The following is a 20351-nucleotide window of genomic DNA, read 5'->3' as shown; positions in this document are numbered from 1 at the left end:
AAATCCTGTTAAATCCCATCTTTTCTTGCTTGTTTTTACAGTGAAAACTTGGTGTCATACCTCCTTTATGGTAAAATATCAGGAAGAGGTTTATGATGAAAAAATTTCCATTATCCCCCTTTCATTACTTTATGATCGGGATCATTTTTTTAGGGATTTTGTCCGTTGTTTGGCAACATTCCATGAATGGTATCCCTATCGCTATTACCATGATTTTAATGGGAGCTTTACTCCTTCTGGTTTTAATGGACCAAGAATTGGTGGTGACCAAGGTCGACGAAGAACACCAACGACAGGTGGAAGATCAGGTAGAGGCGAGCTTAGCCAATCTCCTTAATAAAATCCCCATCGGCATTCTGAAGTTGAGCGAGGATTCCGGGGAAATAGATTGGTACAATCCCTATGCAGAGCTGATTTTTGTAGGTGAAGATGGCGTTCTAGATTTGAAACTCGTAAAATCGGTGCTTGAAGCTGCGCAAAAGGACCAAGGTCACTATGTCACCTTAGGTGAGCGAACTTATGCCGTTCATCTGGATCAATCCGGGAACATGGTCTATTTCTTTGATGCCAGCAATGAGTACAATGCTACGGAAGAACTAGCCACCAGTCGCCCCGTTATTGGAGCGATTTCTCTGGACAACTATGATGATTTCAGAGAGGGTTTATCTGATTCAGAAATCAGTACTACCAATAGTTTTATTGCTGATTTTGTATCGCGTTTTGCGGAGGAATATCAAATGTTTTACCGCCGCGTAGATGCAGATCGCTACTATTTATTTACAGATTACACAGTCCTAAATAAACTGATGACGGATAAATTTGCGATTATCGATGTATTCCGCAATGAAGCTAAGGAGAAAAAACTCCCTCTGACCTTAAGTATGGGCTTTGCCTTCGGAGATGGCAACCATGCGGCGATTGGAAAAACAGCCCTCGAGAATTTGAACCTAGCCCTTGTGCGGGGTGGAGACCAGGCAGTTGTCCGTGAAAATCGGGAAAATAAAAATCCGATTTACTTCGGAGGTGGTAGTGTCTCAGCCGTAAAACGGACCCGTACTCGTACCCGGGCCATGATGACAGCCATCTCAGACAAGATTCGGTCTGCAGATCAGGTCTTTATCGTGGGTCACCGCAATTTGGACTTGGATGCCCTAGGGGCTTCCATCGGGATGCAGAAATTTGCGGAAAATCTAACCGATCAGTCCTATGCGGTTTATGATCCGGAATACATGTCAGCGGACATTCAGAGAGCTATCTCCAGTTTACAGGAGGAAGAGCGAACCAAGCTGTTGACCTTGGATGAAGCCATGCCACGGGTGACTCGCCAGTCGCTCCTGATCATGGTCGACCATTCCAAGATTAGTCTGACCCTATCAGAGGCTTTTTATCAGGAATTTTATCAAACCATTGTTATTGACCACCATCGCCGGGATGAAAACTTCCCAGAGAATGCGGTTATCACTTATATCGAAAGTGGAGCGAGCAGCGCCTGTGAATTGGTGACAGAATTGATTCAGTTCCAAAATGCCAAGTCAAACCGTCTCAGTAAAATCCAAGCCAGCATTCTCATGGCTGGTATTATGCTGGATACCAAGAATTTTTCAGTTCAGGTAACCAACAGAACCTTTGATGTGGCGAGTTATCTACGCAGCCGCGGTAGTGATAGCACCTTGATCAAAGAAATCATGGCCAATGATTTTGAAGAGTACCGTCGGGTCAACGAATTGATTCTACAAGGTCAGCGTCTAGCGTCGACGATTGTCCTGGCTGTTGCTCCAGAAGAAAATCACTATTCAACGATTGAACTCAGCAAGGCAGCCGATACTATTCTGAATATGTCAGGGATTGAAGCGACCTTTGTGGTGAGTTATCTGGATGCTGAAACGGTTGGAATCTCTGCTCGGAGTCGCAGTCGGATCAATGTACAGAGAATAATGGAGGAGATGGGCGGAGGTGGCCACTTTAACCTGGCTGCTGCCCAACTGCGGAATGTCGACCTCTCCAGGGTGACGGCGCGATTAAAAGATGTTATTATAAATGAAACGCAAGAAAAGGAGACTCAAGCATGAAAGTTATTTTCTTAGAAGATGTCAAAGGAAAAGGTAAAAAAGGCGAAATTAAGGAAGTGCCAACAGGCTACGCCCAAAACTTCCTGATTAAGAAAAATCTAGCTAAAGAAGCAACTGCCCAAGCTATCGGTGAGCTTCGCGGTAAGCAAAAGTCTCAAGAAAAAGCGCATGCGGAGCTAATTGCAGAAGCTGAAGTTGTGAAAGCGCAGTTGGCCAAGGAAGAGACTGTGGTTCGTTTCACTGAAAAAGTTGGACCAGATGGTCGGACCTTTGGCTCGATTACCAGCAAGAAAATTGCAGAAGAGTTGCAGAAACAATTTGGCATTAAAGTTGAAAAACGGAACATCCGTTTGGACCATCAACTCCGCTCCATTGGTTCTGTGGAAGTACCTGTTAAGCTCTACCAAGATGTAGCCGGAGAGATTAAGATTTACATCCAGGAAGCTTAAGGAGGAGAAATGGCCAATCTAGAAGAGTTGCGGACCCAACCGCAAGATATTTTAGCAGAGCAGTCTGTTCTGGGGGCTATTTTTTTGGATGAGAGTAAGCTGGTTTTTGTACGCGAGTACATTGAACCAGCTGACTTTTTTAAATATGCGAACCGCCTTATTTTTCAGGCCATGATTGACTTGAATGATCGGGGAGATGTCATTGACGCTACCACCATGAGAGCTATTTTGGAAGCCCAAGGAGACCTGGAAAATATTGGTGGTTTTTCTTATTTAGTGGAAGTCGTAAACGCTGTTCCGACTAGCTCCAATGCTGAATATTATGCCCAAATTGTGGCCGATATGGCCATGCGGCGCCGTTTTATTTCACGCTTAACCGAAAGTATTAACCAGGCTTACGAAGGAGCCCTGGGGACTGATGAACTGATTGCAGGGGCAGAAAAGACCCTGATTGATTTAAATGAAAATAATAAAAGAAGTGGTTTCAGAGTTATCAAGGATATCCTGAACATCAACTTCGAAAATCTGGAAATTAGGTCCCAGCAAACATCTGATGTGACAGGGATTCCAACGGGCTATCCGGATCTGGATCGGATGACAACCGGCTTGCATGAGGAGGAGCTGATTATCTTGGCTGCTCGGCCGGCCGTTGGTAAAACAGCATTTGCCCTCAATATTGCCCAAAATATTGGCAGTAAATTCGGAAAAACTGTGGCTATCTTCTCGCTGGAAATGGGGGCAGAAAGCTTGGTAGATCGGATGTTGGCGGCAGAGGGACTGATTGATTCTCACTCAATTCGGACAGGTCAACTGTCAGATGAGGAATGGCGGAAGGTTACAATTGCCCAAGCCAACCTGGCAACCGCGCCGATCTATATCGATGATACACCGGGGATTCGGATTACGGAGATTCGCTCGCGATCACGGAAACTGGCTAAAGAATCCGGTAATCTGGGACTGGTCCTCATCGATTACCTCCAGCTTATTACAGGAACTGGGCGGGAAAATCGCCAGCAGGAAGTCTCTGAAATCTCCCGCCAGCTCAAAATTCTTGCCAAAGAATTGAAAGTCCCTGTTATCGCTCTCAGTCAGCTGTCACGGGGCGTGGAACAGCGGCAAGATAAACGTCCTGTCCTCTCTGATATCCGGGAATCCGGATCTATCGAGCAGGATGCTGACATCGTTGCCTTCCTCTACCGGGATGATTATTACGATCGCGCGGGTGAATCCGAAGATGAAATTCCCAATAATAAGGTCGAAGTGATCATCGAGAAAAACCGGAGCGGGGCGCGTGGAACCGTCGAACTTCTATTTCAGAAAGAATACAATAAATTTTCAGCTATATCCAAAAGGGAGGAATAACTATGAGCGATGCATTTACAGATGTTGCTAAAATGAAAAAAATCAAAGAAGATATTAAAAACCATGAGGGAAAAATGGTTGAAATGACCTTGGAACATGGCCGTAAACGTCAAAAAAATAAAACAGGTCGTTTGATTGAAGTTTACCCATCCCTATTCATCGTTGAATACAACAATGTTGGAACCCTACCTGGTGAAATCACAAACACTTATGTGGAATCTTACACTTACTCAGACATCCTAACGGAAAAAACACTGATCCGTTACTTGGATGATGAGGAAGCATAACCGAAAAAAATCCTTTACAAGCTGAAGGAAACTTGTTACAATAGAGAACGTGCGAAATAGCAGCAGAAAAATATGAAGCTCGTCAACAGGAAGTCCCAGTAAGTAACCCTTGCTGTTTGGGCGAAGGTTTCCTGCACGAATCAGGATTTTTCAAATGACTATTTCCTCAAACAATTATTTAGAGGAGGACATTTAAATGTCACGTTATACAGGACCATCATGGAAAAAATCTCGTCGTCTTGGCTTGTCTCTATCAGGAACTGGTAAAGAACTTGCACGTCGTAACTACGTACCAGGACAACACGGACCAAACAACCGCAGCAAACTTTCAGAATATGGTTTGCAATTGGCTGAAAAACAAAAACTTCGTTTCATGTACGGAGTAGGTGAAAAACAATTCCGTAACTTGTTCGTACAAGCTACAAAAATCAAAGGTGGAATCCTTGGTTTCAACTTCATGCTTCTTCTTGAGCGTCGTTTGGACAACGTGGTTTACCGCCTAGGTTTGGCTTCAACACGTCGCCAAGCTCGTCAATTTGTTAACCACGGTCACATCCTTGTTGACGGTAAACGTGTTGACATCCCTAGCTACCGTGTTGAAGTTGGTCAAGTAATCTCTGTTCGTGAGAAATCAGCTAAAGTTCCAGCAATCTTGGAAGCTGTTGAGTCAGCGCTTGGACGTCCAGCATTTGTATCTTTCGATGCAGAAAAATTGGAAGGTTCATTGACTCGTCTCCCAGAACGTGATGAAATCAACCCAGAAATTAACGAAGCACTTGTCGTTGAATTCTACAACAAAATGCTTTAATTTTAAGAATTATATTGCAGAAAGCCTACAACAGTGGGCTTTTTGCTTTGTCTTAAAATCCTAGCCAGAAAGCAAAACCCTCTATCCTGGGATTCTGTTTGCTCTATGGTAGTATAAGAATAATCGGTGAGGGAGCTGCTTTTGCGCAGTTCCTAGAAGGGAGTTTAGATGACTGCACAACAGGAAAATCAGGTACAGATTATGGAAACAGCTCTGGAACGTTTTCAGCCTCGGTTTGAGGCACTCCAGGAGGCTGTACAAGCCTTCCAGGAGCATCATGAGGATTACCAAGCTCTACGAGACTTTTATGGGAGTGAGGCTTGGTTGAAGCTCCATGATAATGCTGGTCCCGGGGAAGCTTGTGGGGTGCTCAGTCAAGATCGGCTCTATGACCTGATCGAAGACCACAATCGCCTGCTGGGTGATTTATTGGAGCTGGTTTTAGTTATGTATTCTCACAGTTAGTCTTTCTTTTTTTTCCTACTTTCGAATTAAAAGATGAGGGCCCCAAATAAGAAGGAAAGTGAGGAAGAAACGGATGAATACGATTCCCCTAACAGAAGCAGCTGAAATCCAAGGAGGTAGCCAAATCTGGTGTCCAGGTAAGGTCCTAGTTCCAGGTTTTCCCTATCCCTATCCAAGTGGTCCTTTAGGACCCGTTCCAACTTGCCCTGAAAGTGAGCTCATTGATGTGGCTGATCTCCAGATGATTACGGGTGGTGCAGGTTATGTTAGTGAGGCTGGGAGTGCCATTGGTAAAACCTGGGCCATGATTTACAAAACTGGCCGTGACTTTGGTCGCAGCTTGGTTAATGCCTTGATTCCCTAGGAGGTGGCCATGAAGCAAGAACTCAAACCAAACGCCTTGCAAGCGTTGCAAGGCGGTGTTGTCAATCCTTTCGTGGTTGGCGCAGCCCTCATTACAGTCCCCTTTGTTTTCGGGGCGATTGCTGGAGCTGCAGATGAGTACTCACGGAAACACGGACACTCGTAAAGTTGGAAGTTGTTAGTGATGGGCAAAGAAAATTAAAAATTGATGAGGAGACCTGTTGAATATTATCAGTAGAGGTGAGCAAAGCTCGCAGTCATTGAAATTCATCGAGACAGGTAGACAGAGAATCGTTTTGATTTTCAAAGAGTGTGAAAAAGAACCGGTAGCTGGGATGGCTACTGGTTCTTTATGATTATTAAGCTTCAATGCCGCTGAATTTCAGCATTTTCATGAGGAAGCAGGCCATGGCTTGAGGGCTTTCCTTTTTGCCTTGGGCAATCCAGAGTTGGTAGACGCCCAGGAAGGCATTGGAGAGGTAGATAGCTGCGTATTTCTTTTCCTTATCTTGGAAGAGCTCGTGGCTGTAGCGACCTTGCCAGCCATTTTCCAAGAGGATATGCAGGCGTTTCCGGATGAATTGTTGAATTTCTTGGGTGCCATTTTCAGATAGGAGGGCAGCCAGGAGCGGTTCCCGTTTGAGAAATTCAAAAATTTCTGTAATGGTGGCTTCTAGATGTCCATCGTGTTTGTCAAAAATATAATCCAGGGTATGGAAAATTCGGTCCTGATAATGGTCAATCATATCAAATTTGTCTTTATAGTGGGTGTAAAAGCTGGACCGGCTAATCTCGGCTTTCTGGGTCAGTTTGACCGTTGTAATTTGGTCAAAGGACTGGTCTGAAAGAAGCTTTACCATGGCGTTTTCTAGGCATTTTTTAGTCTTTTGTCTTTTATTACTTTCCATTGATTTCCCTCCTTGCATTTAAAATTTGAAGTGGTATAATTTATTTTATCAAAAATAGACACTGTGTGCAAAAAATGGAGGATGATAGATGTTTAAAGAGTGGAAAGCCATTTTTAAACGACCTAAATTCATTGTGGTGATGTTGGGAGTCTCCTTGATTCCCTTCCTGTATAATGTTATTTTTTTGAGTTCGATGTGGGATCCCTACGGAAAACTGTCGGACTTGCCGGTTGCAGTTGTGAACAAGGACCAGTCAACGGTTTTGAATGGGAAAACCTTAGCCATCGGAGACCAGATGGTTGCCAATATGGAGAAGGGCAAGGCTCTTGATTTTCATGTGGTCAATCAAGCAACAGCTGATCGCGGCTTGGAAAAGGGAGATTACTATATGGTGGTTGAGCTACCAGAGGATCTTTCGCAAAAAGCAGCTTCGATTATGACCAGCGATCCCCAACAAATGAAAATCCGGTACAAAACTTCGAGTGGACACGGATTTGTAGCTGGGAAGATGAGTGATTCAGCTATGAATGTGCTTAAAGAATCCGTTCAAAAAAATATTATAAACAACTACACCTCAACCTTGTTTAGCAGTATGAAAGAGCTGCAGACTGGAATGGGGACAGCTAGTGCTGGCAGCAGCCAGTTGGCAGATGGTGGCAAACAGCTTCAGTCTGGTTCAGACCAGCTAACCAATGGCTTGCAACGCTTGGCTAGCTCAACCTTGCTGTTTTCAGATGGGGCCAAACAGTTGGAAACAGGTCTTGGGCAGTACACGGCTGGCGTTGGTCAACTAGCTGGTGGTGTTGGCCAGCTAGCAACGGGTGTGAACCAGTATACAGGTGGGGTAGCCCAGCTGTCAGCGGGAGCAGATCAACTGGATGCAGCTTCGGGGCAATTGCAGGCTGGTGTGCAAGCCTTGCAAGAAGCTGCGCGTGGTGGCGATTTGACAGCTCTGGTAGACGGTTCTAATCAAGTAGCTGCGGGAATGGAGCAACTAGCCGATCAGTTGGCTGGTATTAGCATTTCATCCGAACAAGCTGCGTCGATCAATCAAGCCCTTGCCCTTTTGACCAATCTTCAAAGTCAATTAGGACAAGGGCAGGATCCAACGGCTGGAATCAAGGCAGGTTTGAGTCAATTAGAGGCGGATTTATCAGCTTTAATGGCTGGTGCCGGAGCTTCGACCGAGGCTAGTGCGGTTGCTTCAGTAGCAGCGACAGCTGCCTTCCAAAAATTGGATCCGGCTGAGCAGTCGGAAATTTTAGCAGCCTTACCGGCAGATTCAGCAGGTTCGGCTACGGACATAGGCCAATTGCAGGCACTACTCGGGGGTGTGCAGTCCCTCTCAGCGGCGCTTGATCAAAATGGGGCTAGCTTGGGGCAGGAATTAGCGCCTCTGGTCAACCAAGCCTTGGCAGATTTACAAACGCTCCAAAATGGAATTGGTCAGTTGGGACAAGTACAGGCTGCCACTCAAGCGCTGGCTCAAGGCTCTGCTGCAGTAGCTTCTGGCTTAGGCCAGCTCCAAAATCAACTGCAAACAGGAGCTGAGGACTTGGCAGGCGGTGTCTCTGCTTATACAGCGGGAGTTTCAGAATTGGCTCAGGGAGCTCGAACCTTGAATGAAAATTCTAGTCAACTACAATCCGGGGTTGCCCAATTGCAAGCGGGAGCCAACCAGTTGGATGCCAATTCTGGTGCCTTGCTTGACGGAGCTTCACAATTGGCTTCTGGTGCGAGCCAACTCCAAGACGGTTCCCAAACCCTATCCCAGGGTGGTGCTCAGCTTGGAACTGGGATGACCTCATTGGTGGATGGTTTGGTCAGCCTCCAAACAGGCTTGGATAAGGCCAACCAGCAATTACAAAAAGCCAATGTTGAGGAGGACAATGCCAATACCTTATCTAGTCCGATTACGCTTGAAAAAACCGAGCAGGACCAAGTTCAGGTTAACGGAGTTGGAATGGCTCCTTACATGGTTTCAGTAGCCCTCTTTGTGGCAGCGATTGCCACTAATACGATTTTCCAAACACTTCCGTCAGGCAGACAGCCATCAACTCGTTGGTCTTGGTTGAAGGCGCGTTTGGAAGTGAATGGCATCATTGCCTTGGCAGCAGGTCTCTTGGTTTACGCCGGAATTCATTTGATTGGCTTGACGGCCAATCATGAACTGGCTACGCTTGGAGTGATTCTCCTGGCTAGTATGACCTTTATGGCCTTGGTGACAACGCTGGTAACCTTGGACAATAAGGTTGGAGCCTTCCTGGCTCTAATCCTCTTGCTCTTGCAACTAGGAGCGAGTGCCGGAACCTATCCAATCCAACTGTCCAATGCCTTCTTTGAGGCGATTCATCCCTGGTTGCCGATGTCTTACTCGGTATCCGCCTTGCGAGAGACCATTTCGATGACGAGTCAAATTGGCAGCCAAGTCGCCTTTCTCAGTGTGACCTTGGTGCTTTCCATTTTGGCTGGTTATCTGATTTACCAACCCAAGAAGGGAGTGTGACAGAACTAAATTTGGAAAAATTTAGTTGATTCACTTTCTTAATTTAAGGCTCATGCTAAGAAGACCCACTGGATCTTACCTTGCTTTCCAATTTCTTGGCTCAGGTTGCTTAGGTCGGGTTCGGAGTCCTCTCAGCGAGTCAGGAATTGACTCGCTGAGCCTATGATATGGACGAACATGGAATGTTCGCTATCAAGCGAACGCTTGGAGTTTACTTCGCAAACAAGATTTGGTACTCTCTAACAGCACACAATGCTGTTAGCCAAAGTCAATGAGGGTAGACTTTTGTTCCAGCCTCGCATGAAGAGAATAGCAAAAGACTGGAGTTCTGAAAACGCCAGTCTTTTTATGTTCATTACTGATCCAGCAGGTTATGGTCAACGATTTTTTGGTAGGCTGTCTGCTGATCTTTTTTGTGGTCTTGGATAATTTGGAGAAGGGTCTCCACACATTCCTGTCCCAATTCCAAAGCCTGGATATCGACATAGGCTGTGACATCATAGGTTGGCGGTAGGGAGGTGAAGCTAATACAGGGGAGGTGGAGCTGGTGATCTTGGAGATAACTAGCGACGCCCTCAGCCAAAAGGCTGTCGGTTACAATGATGGCATCTAAGGGAATTTGTTTTTCCAGCATATTTTCCATGACCTGGTAGCCCTCATGAAACAGCAAATCCTTGGCAAAGTAGAGGAGCTTTTCGTCCATTGGGAGTCCAGCTTCCTCTAGGGCATCTTGGTAGCCCTGGAAACGGTCCTGGTTGACAAAATATTCCAAGCTTCCCGCTAGAAAGGCAATGCGTTTGTAGCCTTTGGACAGTAAGAAATGGGTGGCATCAGCTCCCGCTTGGCGGTTGTCGTTGTCCACCAGAGAAGTGAAGGGGTCTGTTGATTTGCCCAAAATGAGGAAGGGGAAATGTTGCTCTCGAACAAACTGAACCAGAGGATCCTGGGGTTTGGCGTAGAGGAAAATCAGCCCGTCGACACGTCTTCCCCGGACCATTTGCGAAATGGATTCGAGCCGCTCGGTCTCTGTTCTCCCGGTCGACAATAACAGAGCATAGTGGTGTTCGGAACTAATTTGACTGATCCCCCTTAGCACCGTTGGGAAAAAAGAGTTTTGGTAGAAAGCATCGGAATCGTCTGGCAAGACCAAACCCAGAACCTTGGTTTCACTACTAACCAAGCTGCGAGCATTGAGGTTGGGATGGTAGTCCAATTCCTTCATAATTCGACGAACACGCTCTTTGGTCGCCTGACTGATAGTTGGTTTGTCTTGAATGACGCGCGTGACGGTAGAAGGGGAGACCCCTGCCCGTTCCGCAACATCCTTAATAGTGACACGCATGATGAAAGCTCCTTAATGATCACGAAATTGCGTTTGGTAAAAAACCAAAGCGAGGGTAAGTAAGAAGAGACTATTCTGAACCAAAACCGATGTTGGCAGATCTAGGCCCAGCAAGCCCAGTAAGCAAGTCACTAGCGTTGGTAGTCCCAAGGAATAGAGAATGAGATGAAAGGCTTCCTGAAAGCCCTGGAGACTATTAAAGCGGGATTTGCTGACTAGATAGAGCAGGACAGCACTCCCCAAGCTGACCAAGAAAAAGTTAAGGCTTAGCAGGCCCAAGGATAGGGCAAGCAGAAAGAGACTGATCACCAAGCGGTTGCTGGTAAACCAAGCCAGATCTAAGGCTTGGCTCCAGGCTGCGGGATTGGCTAAGTCCTGGGTGTGGAGCTGGTCATAGGTCAAGCGTGCAACCTCCTGATTAGACTGGAGCAGGCGGGCATAATCGGCTTGAAATTCCCAGCTAAATCCTTCTGTCTGAGGAGCCTTGTCCCCCAGTACAATCCAATCGTGACCGACCTGCCAAGTGCTTTTCTGAGGCATTTGCGCTTGCCCGTGCTCAAAACGAAGCCCTGTGGCTGCCATCTGATCCAGTTGTTTTTGATCAAAAACCCGATAGGCTTGCGGAACCAGCTGTTCCAAGGGATAAGAAGTTCGTTGGAGGCTAGTCCAGCTAACGGGAATCCAGGTTAAGGCCAAGAGGAAGAGCCAGGTAAAGAGTAACTGAGGCCAGTTTAATAGCTTCCGTTGCTCAAAGGCACGTCGGAAGGGCAGGAGATTTTGAAAATAGCTAAATGGGTAGGGCAAGATGGAATCCTTTCTAGGTGACCAAGGTTCATCAAGGAGCCTTGACAAGGTCAGATAGTATAAAAAGGTGGGACAAGCTTATCCCTTGTCACCACCACTTGTTAAACCAGAAACAAAGTTCTTTTGTAGGAAGAAGAAGAGAATACAAATTGGCAACGCCGTTAACACGGCCCCGGCAGCGAAGAAGGAGATTTTTAGATTTTTAGGATCGCTGACGAAGGTACGGAGACCAACAGCCACTGTATAATATTCTTTTTCCCGTAAAAGGAAGCTAGAGAGAATGTAGTCCCCAAATGGCGCCATGAAGGCCCAAAGAGCCTGAACGGCCACCATCGGACGAACCAGCGGAAGAACAATCTGCCAGAAGCGGCGGAAGTGTCCCGCTCCATCAATCCGAGCGGATTCATCCAAAGAAATGGGAACCGTATCAAAGTAGCCCTTCATCAACCAGGCATTCATTGGGATTCCTCCGCCAACATAGAGGAAAATTAAGAACCAGCTTTGGTTGAGCGCATTGAGCATGAGTGCCATGACGAAGAAGGCGGTCAGGGCTGCAATGGTCGGTACCATCTGGATGATGAGGAAGAAGACCAAACTTTGTTTTCGAGCAATAAAGTTGTAACGGCTATAGGCATAACCAGCTAATACAACAATAGAGGTTTGAATTACCATTGTCAAGACCGCAATGATCAAAGTATTGATATACCAGGTCCCAAAAAGACTATCGGTAAAGAGTCCGCTAAAGTTATCTAGGGAAAGCTGAATATTGCTGTCCAACTTGAAGGCAACCAGATTCCCCGATTTAAAAGCCGAAGACACTGTGATCGCTAAGGGATACAAAATAATCATTGATAGGAGGCCCAAATAAAGGTAGGTTAAGCCTTGATTGAGGCGTCTTTTAAAAGTAATCGAACGTTGCATCATACTTCCTCCATATCAAAAGCGTGTAATTTCTTGAAGGCAATCATGGAGATACCAATCACGATGATGGAGATAATCAGGGTTACGGCTGCCGCCATGGAGTATTGTGGGGCTGTGCCGGTTGTGAGTCGGTAAATCCAAGAAATCAAGATATCGGTTGATCCAGCACCACCACCGACACTTCCAGGTCCTCCTTCATTAAAGAGATAGATGATGGAGAAATTGTTGAAGTTGAAGGTGTATTGGCTGATCAAGGTTGGTGCAGCAACGGCCAAAATCATTGGGAAAGTAATCTTGGTGAACTTTTGCCAGCTGTTGGCCCCGTCAATATAGGCTGCCTCATATAAATCGTGGGGGATGGATTGTAGGATACCCAAGGTTAAGACATAGATATAAGGGAAACCGAGCCAGCCCTGCATGAGAATCAAGGCCACCTTACTCCAGAAGGGATCTGTTTTCCAAGGAATCAAGACCCCGTCTAAGAAAGGCAGAACCTTGGCAAAAGTTGGAATGACCTGTGTGTTAATGGCTCCGATGGAATCATTAAACATATTGGAGAAGGTCATGATGGTAATAAAGGCTGGAACTGCCCAAGGGAGTAAGAAAATAACCCCAAAAATCCGTTTGCCTTTAATAAAAGGCTGGTTGGAAATAATGGCTGTGAAAATTCCCAGTGTGATTTGCAAAGTAGAGGCAGCCAGGGCCCAAATAATGGTCCAGCTTAAAACAGATCCAAAAGCAGACCGGAAGGTGGATAACTGCCAAATATTCATAAAATTGGTCAAGCCAACCCACTCGAGGAGCTTGGCTGGAGGCAGGTGCTTGAAGTCGTAGTTGGTAAAGGCAATTAAAATGGTCACCAAAACCGGAAATACAATGGCAAAAATCATAGCTACATAGGAAGGGATAATGAGTAAGTAAGGGAAGCCATTTTCATAAATGGACTGGCTCATTTCCTTCCAGGTCTGTGCCACAGGTAGGCCTTGATTCCAACGATTGGCGGTGCGGTAAGCATCCCAGAGGTTAAAACCATAAAAAACCACATAGGCTAGAACAAAAATTAAGTGAAAGGTTCCTTGAATCAAGAGGAAGAGGGAATTATCCCGCCCCCGCATGGACCCCAGAGTGACCAAGCCCTGCAATTGGAAGAGGGCAATGCTAAAGAAATAAACGAAGAATAAGAGTGTGATCCCTAGAAAAATTCCTCCCTTAACTTTTTGGCGATTGTAAATCTGCCCCAGTCCGGGAATTAGGGATAAGAGTAAGGCTTTTTTTGCGTTTGCTTGTTCCATAAATCAGTCCTCGAATCAGATAGCTTGGAGTGGGCTAAAGAGCTAGGTTAATCTGCAAACCCCTTTGTGCTCATGAAAATGAAGAGAGGCCAAGACCTAGAAGTCCCAGCCTGCTCTACATGACAGTTAGAGGTTTAGAGACATGAATCTCTTCTTACCCCGGAATAGAGAGATGGGTTACTCTCCGAATTTTTGATCAATGCTATCTTTGATGAGTTTTACAGCATCATCGGCAGCAGCTTTTGGCGCTTTTTTACCGCTAACAGCTTCAAAGAGCATGGTTGCTGCTGGATCCCAAACAGTTGACATTTCAGAGATACTTGGCATTGGTTGAGCAGAGTCAAATTGTTTCACAACGGCATTGGCCAATTCATCTTTGCTGTCTACAGCATACTTCCGCGCTTCTGTATTGGCAGGAACTTCATGGTTCTTGTCATAGAAGGCTTTTTGTTGGTCTGTAGAGGTTAGGAAATTGAGAAATTCCTGAGCCCCGTCAATGTTTTTAGAAGCGACAGGAATCACCCAAGCTTTACCACCGGCAAATGCTTCATAGTTAGATCCGCCAGGAAGTGATGGTATAGTTGCAACACCATAGTTGAGACCAGCATCTTTAAAGGCAGTAGCCTTCCAAGGACCATCAATCACAGCAGCAGTTTTCTTGTCTTGGAATTGGGATTCAATTAAGTTAGCAGCCCCTTTTTGATCCTGCATTCCTTTAGGCCATTTTTCATACCAAGTTTTGGCATATTCTAAGCCCTTGATGGAACCATCATTGGCAAGACCAATGTCCTTGGCATCTGTACCATCTTTTCCAAAGACATAACCACCATTACCACTTAAGAGGCCGTAAGCATAGTAGAAGTTGACCCAGTCAGCTAGGAAGGCTGTATTTTTACCAGCTTCTCCTTCAAAGTTGTAAGCTGGATCTTCCGCCAACTTTTCAACTTCTTCAAAAGTTTTTGGTGCTTCTGGAAGTAAATCTTTATTGTAGTAGAGCACCAAGGTTTCAATAACTGCAGGAGCTCCATAGATATTGCCATCTGCAGCAGTTACCAATTTTTTCGTAGTATCGTCTGTTTTACTGCCTTCATCCAAGCTTACTTCTGCCAACTGGCCATCGTTACCAAGACTGCCGACACGGTCGTAAGGTGCCATCATGACATCGACCACCTCACCAGACTGGTTATCCAAAGAGAGGTTATCCAAGCCAGTCAACTGATCTCCAGTTTTGATGTTGATTTTTGTACCGCTTTCTTTTTCAAAAGTTTTAGCAGCTTCTTCGATGAACGGTTTGTATTGCTCCTCTACGTAAACCGTTAGTTCTTTACTACCGGAATCAGCATTTTGTGAACCGTTGCTGCAGGCTACCAAAACTCCTGCAAAAGCAATAGTCGAAAGAAGGGCAGTTGTTTTTAGAATTCTCTTCTTCATGAGGATCTCCTTTATCTAGCTCAAAAGAGCAAACGTTTTCTTTGAACAAAAAAATTATATCAAATATTGTAAGCGATTGCAAGAGATATTCAAAAAATTTTTATGATAAAATAAAAGCTGTAAAAGTTCCTATTAATAAGGACTTTTTATCCCTCAAAATGATGTTTTTTCAGGAAACTTTCAAGAAAATATTGAAAGTGGAAAAATACTCAAATTTATCTTGCTTTTGGCAGGTAAAAGGGATATAATGGCTATGCAAACGTTTTCGCAAAGTTTTGCGTAGACGAAATGGAAAACAGGCGAGGTATACTTATGAAGCAACGTCAAAGTGGTGTCTTGATGCATATCTCTTCCCTACCAGGGAAGTACGGGATTGGATCCTTTGGCCAATCAGCTTATGACTTTGTGGACTTCTTGGTCCGTACAAAACAACGCTACTGGCAGATTCTTCCGTTAGGGACAACAAGCTATGGGGATTCTCCCTATCAATCTTTTTCTGCTTTTGCAGGAAATACCCACTTCATTGATTTTGATCTTTTGATGCAAGAAGGTCTATTAGAAGAAGCGGATTTTGAAGGTGTTGATTTTGGACAAAATCCAGAAGCAGTCGACTATGAGAAGTTATTTTACAACCGTCGTCCGTTACTTGAGAAGGCTGTTGTCAATTTTCTGGCTAAGGGGGATAATCCAGAATACCAAGAGTTCCTAGAGGATTCTGCCAGTTGGTTGGATACTTTTGCGGAATATATGGCGATTAAAGAACACTTTGGTCAGAAGTCCTGGTTGGATTGGCCAGATGATGCAGCAAAAGTTCGTGAGCCTCGCGCTCTGGCAGAATACCGTGAAAATTTAGCTCCGGCCGTAAATTACCATCGGGTAACACAGTATTTCTTCTTTAAACAATGGTTGGCTTTAAAAAGCTATGCTAATGAGAATCATATTGAGATTGTTGGAGATATGCCAATCTATGTAGCAGCAGACTCGTCAGAAATGTGGTCTCAACCTCGTTACTTCAAAACCGATGAAGCAGGCCGTCCGTCTTGGATTGCCGGTGTTCCACCCGATGCCTTTACAGCAGAAGGTCAACTATGGGGAAATCCAATCTATGATTGGGATGCCATGAAGGCTGACAACTATTCTTGGTGGATCAAACGTCTCCAAGAAAGCTTTAAAGTTTACGATGTGGTGCGGATTGACCACTTCCGTGGCTTCGAGTCCTACTGGGAAGTACCAGCTGGAGCTGAAAATGCGATTGGTGGCCGTTGGGTTAAGGGGCCAGACTATGATCTTTTCAAAACCGTTAAAGAGGAATTGGGAGATCTAAATATTATCGCGGAAGACCTCGGTTATATGACCCAGGAAGTGTATGATTTCCGTGAAAAAACAGGTTTCCCGGGAATGAAGATCTTAGAATTTGCCTTTGATCCACATGGAGATAGCCAAGATATGCCGCACTATGCGAAAAACAATTCCGTAATGTATACTGGTACTCACGATAATGATACGGTTGTTGGTTGGTATGAAAATGAGGCTGACGAAGAAACACGTCGATTCATGGAATTGTATACAAATAAGCGTGAAGATGAGTCAGTGCCTGCAGCGATGTTGCGGACGGTTTATTCATCTGTCAGCTTTATGGCTATTGCGACGATGCAAGATCTTTTGGGCTTGGGAAGCCAGGCACGGATGAATACTCCATCGACCCTTGGACAGAACTGGGTATGGCGGATGACAGAGACGCAATTAAACCAAGAAGTAGAAGACCTACTTACCTACCTCACTGTGACTTATCGCCGTTCTAATGAGAACTTGTCGAACTAAGAAAGGAAAGGACATTTCCTATGGCAACTTTATCCCTTAAAAACATTTACAAACGTTATGACAATGGATACGAGGCCGTTAAAGATTTTAATCTGGAGGTGGCTGACAAGGAGTTTATTGCTCTGGTCGGTCCATCCGGATGTGGGAAATCGACGACCCTCCGTATGATTGCCGGCTTGGAAGATATCACCCAAGGGGAATTTTACATTGATCAAGATTTGGTCAATGATGTGGAGCCGAAAGACCGTGACATTGCCATGGTTTTCCAATCCTATGCCCTTTATCCACATATGACTGTCTTTGAAAACATGGCCTTTGCTTTGAATTTGCGTAAGGAATCCAAAGAAGAAATTAAGAAAAAAGTGGAAGAGGCAGCTGAAATCTTAGGCCTTAGCCATCTCTTGGACCGCTTGCCCAAAGCCCTATCGGGTGGGCAACGGCAACGGGTTGCCTTGGGACGTGCGATTGTGCGCGCTCCGAAGGTCTTCTTGATGGATGAGCCCCTGTCCAACTTGGATGCCAAGTTGCGGGGTGATATGCGGGCTGAAATTATCCGCATCACCCAACGTTTGGGAGCTACGACCATCTATGTAACTCATGACCAAACGGAAGCCATGACCATGGCGGATAGAATTGTGGTTATGAATATTGGGGTTGTGCAACAAATTGGGACACCTAAGGAAATCTATGAAAATCCACGGAACTTGTTTGTCGCAGGGTTTGTAGGGGCGCCAACCATGAACTTTATTCATGGCCGTATTCAAGGGGACCACTTTATCTCAGAGGATGGCACAGACTTTAAGTTAGGCCAAGGTCAATATGCCCAGTTGAAAGCTAAGGGCTATGATGGTAAAGAAGTGATCTTGGGCATTCGTCCAGAAAACATTTCGAATGATCCCCTGGTTTTGGAAACCTACCCGCAGTCTCAATTTGAGGCAGATGTTGATTTTGCAGAACTCTTGGGTGCAGAGTACATTGTTCACACTCACCTAGGCAAGACCAATCTCAAAGCGATTGTTCACAGCCGCCAAGACGTTCACATGGGCCAAAAAATGTCCTTGGCTCTGGATATGAACCGAGCCCATTTCTTTGACAAAGAAACTGAAGAAAATATTTTACATTAATTGATAGAAAGACGATTTAGGAGATAGAAGATTAACATGCTAGATTTTAAAGACTATATGAGTCAAGTACAGCAAAAAAACTTGGCTGATTGTTCAAACGAAGAGATTTATGTAGCTTTGTTGAATTATACAAAGGAGTTCTCTGCTGAACTTCCTTACAATGATGCCAAGAAAAAACTCTACTACATCTCAGCTGAATTTTTGATTGGAAAACTCTTGTCCAACAACTTGATCAACCTTGGCTTGTACGAAACAGTTAAGGAAGAATTGGCAGCTGCAGGGAAAAACTTGGCAGAAGTGGAAGAAGTTGAATTGGAACCATCCTTGGGGAATGGGGGCTTGGGACGTTTGGCAGCCTGCTTCCTTGATTCCATTGCAACTCTGAATTTGAACGGAGATGGTGTTGGTTTGAACTACCATTACGGTCTTTTCCAACAAGTCTTGAAAAATAATGAGCAAACAACAATTCCAAACCATTGGATCGAAGAGCAAAATTGGTTGATCCGTTCAGAGCGGACCTATGACGTACCATTTGCTCACTTTACCCTCCACTCAACCCTTTACGATATTGATGTACCAGGTTACAAAACTGGTAAGAAAAATCGCTTGCGTCTCTTTGATTTAGACACAGTTGATGGAGCAATCATCCACGATGGTATCCAGTTTGATAAGACTGATATCTTGAAAAACTTGACCCTTTTCTTGTATCCAGATGATTCAAACCGCCAAGGGGAATTGCTTCGTATCTTCCAACAATACTTCATGGTCAGCAATGCTGCCCAATTGATTTTGGATGAAGCGGTTGAAAAAGGCAGCAACCTGTATGACCTTCCAGATTACGCTGTTATCCAAATCAACGATACCCACCCATCCTTGGTTATCCCAGAAATGATCCGCCTCTTGCAAGAACGTGGACTCAGCTTCACAGATGCGGTAGCCGTTGTGAAACGCATGACAGCCTACACCAACCACACCATTCTTGCGGAAGCTTTGGAAAAATGGCCATTGGACTTCCTTGAAGAAGTGGTACCACACCTTGTTCCAATCATCAAACAATTGGATGAGGATGTGAAGGCGAACTACAAAGATAGCTCTGTTGCAATTATCGATGAGAATAACCGTGTCCACATGGCGCACATGGATATCCACTATGGATACTCTGTTAACGGGGTAGCAGCTCTTCACACAGAGATTCTTAAAGATAGCGAGTTGAACAACTTCTACAAACTTTACCCAGAAAAATTCAACAACAAAACCAACGGAATCACCTTCCGTCGCTGGTTGATGCATGTGAATCCAGAATTGACCAACTTGATTGACCAAGAAATTGGTCGCGATTGGCACCACGATGCAGAGCTCTTGCAAGGTCTGTTGACTGTTGAAAACCGCGCAGCTGTGAAAGAGCGTTTGGAAGCTATCAAGCGTGACAACAAAGAGAAATTGGCTAAACACTTGAAGGAAAAACAAGGGGTTGAACTCAACACCCATGCGATCTTCGATACGCAAATCAAACGCCTTCACGAGTACAAACGTCAACAAATGAATGCTCTTTATGTGGTTTACAAGTATTTGGATATCAAAGCTGGCAACATCCCTGCTCGTCCAGTAACCATGTTCTTCGGTGGTAAAGCAGCACCTGCTTACACCATCGCCCAAGACATCATCCACATGATTATGACCCTTTCTGAGATCATTAAAAATGATCCAGCGGTGGCACCACACTTGCAAGTGGTTATGGTTGAAAACTACAACGTTACTGAAGCAAGCTACTTGATTCCGGCGACAGATATTTCTGAACAAATCTCACTTGCTTCTAAAGAAGCTTCTGGTACTGGTAACATGAAATTCATGTTGAACGGTGCCCTTACCTTGGGAACTTCAGATGGTGCCAATGTGGAAATCCACGAGTTGGTAGGAGATGACAACATCTTCATCTTTGGACAAGATAGCCAAACTGTTATTGATCTTTACGAAACACATGGCTACGATTCTTACCACTACTACGAAAAAGAAGGCATCCGTCCATTGGTCGACTTCATCGTTAGCGACCAAATGCGTGCAACTGGTCAACCAGAACGCTTGGAACGCCTTCACCATGAGTTGATGAACAAGGACTGGTTCATGACCCTACTTGATTTGGAAGAATACATCCAAGTCAAAGAAGCAACCTTGGCTGCTTATGAAGATCGTGATAGCTGGTTGGACAAAGTTCTTGTCAATATCGCGATGGCTGGCTTCTTCTCATCTGACCGTACAATTGCTCAATACAATGAGCAAGTATGGCACTTGGAACCAACTAAATAATTTTTTGAAAAAGCAAAAGAGGCTGGGACAAAAACCCCTCTGACTAACGCAAAAAAGCAACGGTTTTAAAGCCGTTGCTTTTTGCCTTATGGAGA

At 45.0% G+C, this 20351-nt stretch carries 18 protein-coding genes; 12 read left to right on the top strand and 6 right to left on the bottom strand.

Annotation, left to right across the window (positions count from 1 at the left end):
• Positions 1–95 precede the first annotated feature (95 nt).
• From N4310_RS02050 to N4310_RS02015, 8 genes are all read left to right on the top strand, one after another.
• Positions 96–2069 (top strand): GGDEF domain-containing protein, encoded by a 1974-nt coding sequence (locus N4310_RS02050; RefSeq protein WP_262091887.1) that lies wholly within the window; start codon positions 96–98, stop codon positions 2067–2069.
• On the top strand, positions 2066–2518 hold the full coding sequence (rplI, locus tag N4310_RS02045) for a 50S ribosomal protein L9 (protein ID WP_160332007.1): 453 nt from the start codon (positions 2066–2068) through the stop codon (positions 2516–2518). Before N4310_RS02050 ends, rplI begins: the two co-directional genes overlap by 4 nt.
• Positions 2519–2527: 9 nt before the next feature.
• Positions 2528–3880, top strand: coding sequence for a replicative DNA helicase (gene dnaB / locus N4310_RS02040; RefSeq protein ID WP_262091886.1), 1353 nt, complete (start codon positions 2528–2530; stop codon positions 3878–3880).
• Positions 3881–3882: 2 nt separating this feature from the next.
• Entirely contained in the window at positions 3883–4167 is a 285-nt protein-coding gene (locus N4310_RS02035) for a Veg family protein (protein WP_160332009.1), read from the top strand.
• A gap of 196 nt (positions 4168–4363) precedes the next feature.
• Positions 4364–4975 (top strand): 30S ribosomal protein S4, encoded by a 612-nt coding sequence (gene rpsD, locus N4310_RS02030; RefSeq protein ID WP_262091885.1) that lies wholly within the window; start codon positions 4364–4366, stop codon positions 4973–4975.
• 168 nt (positions 4976–5143) lie between these two features.
• Positions 5144–5440 carry a DUF4298 domain-containing protein gene (locus N4310_RS02025; protein ID WP_262091884.1) on the top strand — a complete coding sequence of 99 codons (297 nt, stop codon included), beginning with the start codon at positions 5144–5146 and terminating at the stop codon, positions 5438–5440.
• 73 nt (positions 5441–5513) lie between these two features.
• Positions 5514–5804 carry a hypothetical protein gene (locus tag N4310_RS02020; protein WP_262091883.1) on the top strand — a complete coding sequence of 97 codons (291 nt, stop codon included), beginning with the start codon at positions 5514–5516 and terminating at the stop codon, positions 5802–5804.
• A 9-nt stretch (positions 5805–5813) separates the two neighbouring features.
• The gene (locus N4310_RS02015; protein ID WP_262091882.1) at positions 5814–5969 is read left to right on the top strand and encodes a hypothetical protein; all 156 of its coding nucleotides are present in this window, start codon (positions 5814–5816) and stop codon (positions 5967–5969) included.
• Positions 5970–6162: 193 nt separating this feature from the next.
• On the opposite strand, the gene N4310_RS02010 is transcribed toward N4310_RS02015, so the two are convergent.
• Entirely contained in the window at positions 6163–6711 is a 549-nt protein-coding gene (locus tag N4310_RS02010) for a TetR/AcrR family transcriptional regulator (RefSeq protein ID WP_262091881.1), read from the bottom strand.
• 88 nt (positions 6712–6799) lie between these two features.
• Here N4310_RS02010 and N4310_RS02005 point away from each other — a divergent pair, with 88 nt between their 5' ends.
• Positions 6800–9217: a YhgE/Pip domain-containing protein gene (locus tag N4310_RS02005; RefSeq protein WP_262091880.1), complete on the top strand. Its 2418-nt coding sequence runs from the start codon at positions 6800–6802 to the stop codon at positions 9215–9217.
• 355 nt (positions 9218–9572) lie between these two features.
• On the opposite strand, the gene N4310_RS02000 is transcribed toward N4310_RS02005, so the two are convergent.
• The 5 genes from N4310_RS02000 to N4310_RS01980 all read right to left on the bottom strand — a co-directional run bounded on the left by N4310_RS02000 (position 9573) and on the right by N4310_RS01980 (position 15007).
• On the bottom strand, positions 9573–10559 hold the full coding sequence (locus N4310_RS02000; protein ID WP_160333124.1) for a LacI family DNA-binding transcriptional regulator: 987 nt from the start codon (positions 10557–10559) through the stop codon (positions 9573–9575).
• A 12-nt stretch (positions 10560–10571) separates the two neighbouring features.
• On the bottom strand, positions 10572–11363 hold the full coding sequence (locus N4310_RS01995; RefSeq protein WP_262091879.1) for a hypothetical protein: 792 nt from the start codon (positions 11361–11363) through the stop codon (positions 10572–10574).
• Between the two features lie 78 nt (positions 11364–11441).
• Positions 11442–12284 carry a sugar ABC transporter permease gene (locus N4310_RS01990; RefSeq protein WP_160333122.1) on the bottom strand — a complete coding sequence of 281 codons (843 nt, stop codon included), beginning with the start codon at positions 12282–12284 and terminating at the stop codon, positions 11442–11444.
• Positions 12284–13576: a sugar ABC transporter permease gene (locus N4310_RS01985; protein WP_262091878.1), complete on the bottom strand. Its 1293-nt coding sequence runs from the start codon at positions 13574–13576 to the stop codon at positions 12284–12286. The genes N4310_RS01990 and N4310_RS01985 overlap by 1 nt, the downstream gene beginning before the upstream one ends.
• A 177-nt stretch (positions 13577–13753) precedes the next feature.
• Positions 13754–15007: an extracellular solute-binding protein gene (locus N4310_RS01980; RefSeq protein WP_262091877.1), complete on the bottom strand. Its 1254-nt coding sequence runs from the start codon at positions 15005–15007 to the stop codon at positions 13754–13756.
• A 312-nt stretch (positions 15008–15319) separates the two neighbouring features.
• Here N4310_RS01980 and malQ point away from each other — a divergent pair, with 312 nt between their 5' ends.
• From malQ to N4310_RS01965, 3 genes are read left to right on the top strand one after another with little or no spacing between them, the layout of a single operon-like run.
• Positions 15320–16828 (top strand): 4-alpha-glucanotransferase, encoded by a 1509-nt coding sequence (gene malQ, locus N4310_RS01975; protein WP_160333119.1) that lies wholly within the window; start codon positions 15320–15322, stop codon positions 16826–16828.
• Between the two features lie 20 nt (positions 16829–16848).
• Positions 16849–17952, top strand: a complete 1104-nt coding sequence (locus N4310_RS01970) for an ABC transporter ATP-binding protein (RefSeq protein WP_160333118.1) — start codon at positions 16849–16851, stop codon at positions 17950–17952.
• Between the two features lie 36 nt (positions 17953–17988).
• Complete coding sequence (locus N4310_RS01965) at positions 17989–20256, top strand: glycogen/starch/alpha-glucan phosphorylase (protein ID WP_262091876.1); 2268 nt, start codon at positions 17989–17991, stop codon at positions 20254–20256.
• Positions 20257–20351 lie beyond the last annotated feature (95 nt).

This window comes from Streptococcus danieliae (assembly GCF_025447695.1).
In the GTDB taxonomy this organism is placed as follows: Bacteria; Bacillota; Bacilli; order Lactobacillales; family Streptococcaceae; genus Streptococcus; species Streptococcus danieliae.
The sequence above is the reverse complement of the archived record's forward strand: the minus strand, read 5'-3'. Positions and strand labels throughout refer to the sequence as shown.

Excerpts from the sequence above, each read along its gene's own strand:
- dnaB (WP_262091886.1), top strand. The coding sequence starts at position 2,528 with ATGGCCAATCTAGAAGAGTTGCGGACCCAACCGCAAGATATTTTAGCA.
- N4310_RS01965 (WP_262091876.1), top strand. The coding sequence starts at position 17,989 with ATGCTAGATTTTAAAGACTATATGAGTCAAGTACAGCAAAAAAACTTG.
- N4310_RS01980 (WP_262091877.1), bottom strand. The coding sequence starts at position 15,007 with ATGAAGAAGAGAATTCTAAAAACAACTGCCCTTCTTTCGACTATTGCT.
- rplI (WP_160332007.1), top strand. The coding sequence starts at position 2,066 with ATGAAAGTTATTTTCTTAGAAGATGTCAAAGGAAAAGGTAAAAAAGGC.
- N4310_RS02035 (WP_160332009.1), top strand. The coding sequence starts at position 3,883 with ATGAGCGATGCATTTACAGATGTTGCTAAAATGAAAAAAATCAAAGAA.
- N4310_RS02010 (WP_262091881.1), bottom strand. The coding sequence starts at position 6,711 with ATGGAAAGTAATAAAAGACAAAAGACTAAAAAATGCCTAGAAAACGCC.
- malQ (WP_160333119.1), top strand. The coding sequence starts at position 15,320 with ATGAAGCAACGTCAAAGTGGTGTCTTGATGCATATCTCTTCCCTACCA.
- N4310_RS02015 (WP_262091882.1), top strand. The coding sequence starts at position 5,814 with ATGAAGCAAGAACTCAAACCAAACGCCTTGCAAGCGTTGCAAGGCGGT.
- N4310_RS02000 (WP_160333124.1), bottom strand. The coding sequence starts at position 10,559 with ATGCGTGTCACTATTAAGGATGTTGCGGAACGGGCAGGGGTCTCCCCT.
- N4310_RS02050 (WP_262091887.1), top strand. The coding sequence starts at position 96 with ATGAAAAAATTTCCATTATCCCCCTTTCATTACTTTATGATCGGGATC.
- N4310_RS02025 (WP_262091884.1), top strand. The coding sequence starts at position 5,144 with ATGACTGCACAACAGGAAAATCAGGTACAGATTATGGAAACAGCTCTG.
- N4310_RS01990 (WP_160333122.1), bottom strand. The coding sequence starts at position 12,284 with ATGCAACGTTCGATTACTTTTAAAAGACGCCTCAATCAAGGCTTAACC.
- N4310_RS02020 (WP_262091883.1), top strand. The coding sequence starts at position 5,514 with ATGAATACGATTCCCCTAACAGAAGCAGCTGAAATCCAAGGAGGTAGC.
- rpsD (WP_262091885.1), top strand. The coding sequence starts at position 4,364 with ATGTCACGTTATACAGGACCATCATGGAAAAAATCTCGTCGTCTTGGC.
- N4310_RS01970 (WP_160333118.1), top strand. The coding sequence starts at position 16,849 with ATGGCAACTTTATCCCTTAAAAACATTTACAAACGTTATGACAATGGA.
- N4310_RS01985 (WP_262091878.1), bottom strand. The coding sequence starts at position 13,576 with ATGGAACAAGCAAACGCAAAAAAAGCCTTACTCTTATCCCTAATTCCC.
- N4310_RS02005 (WP_262091880.1), top strand. The coding sequence starts at position 6,800 with ATGTTTAAAGAGTGGAAAGCCATTTTTAAACGACCTAAATTCATTGTG.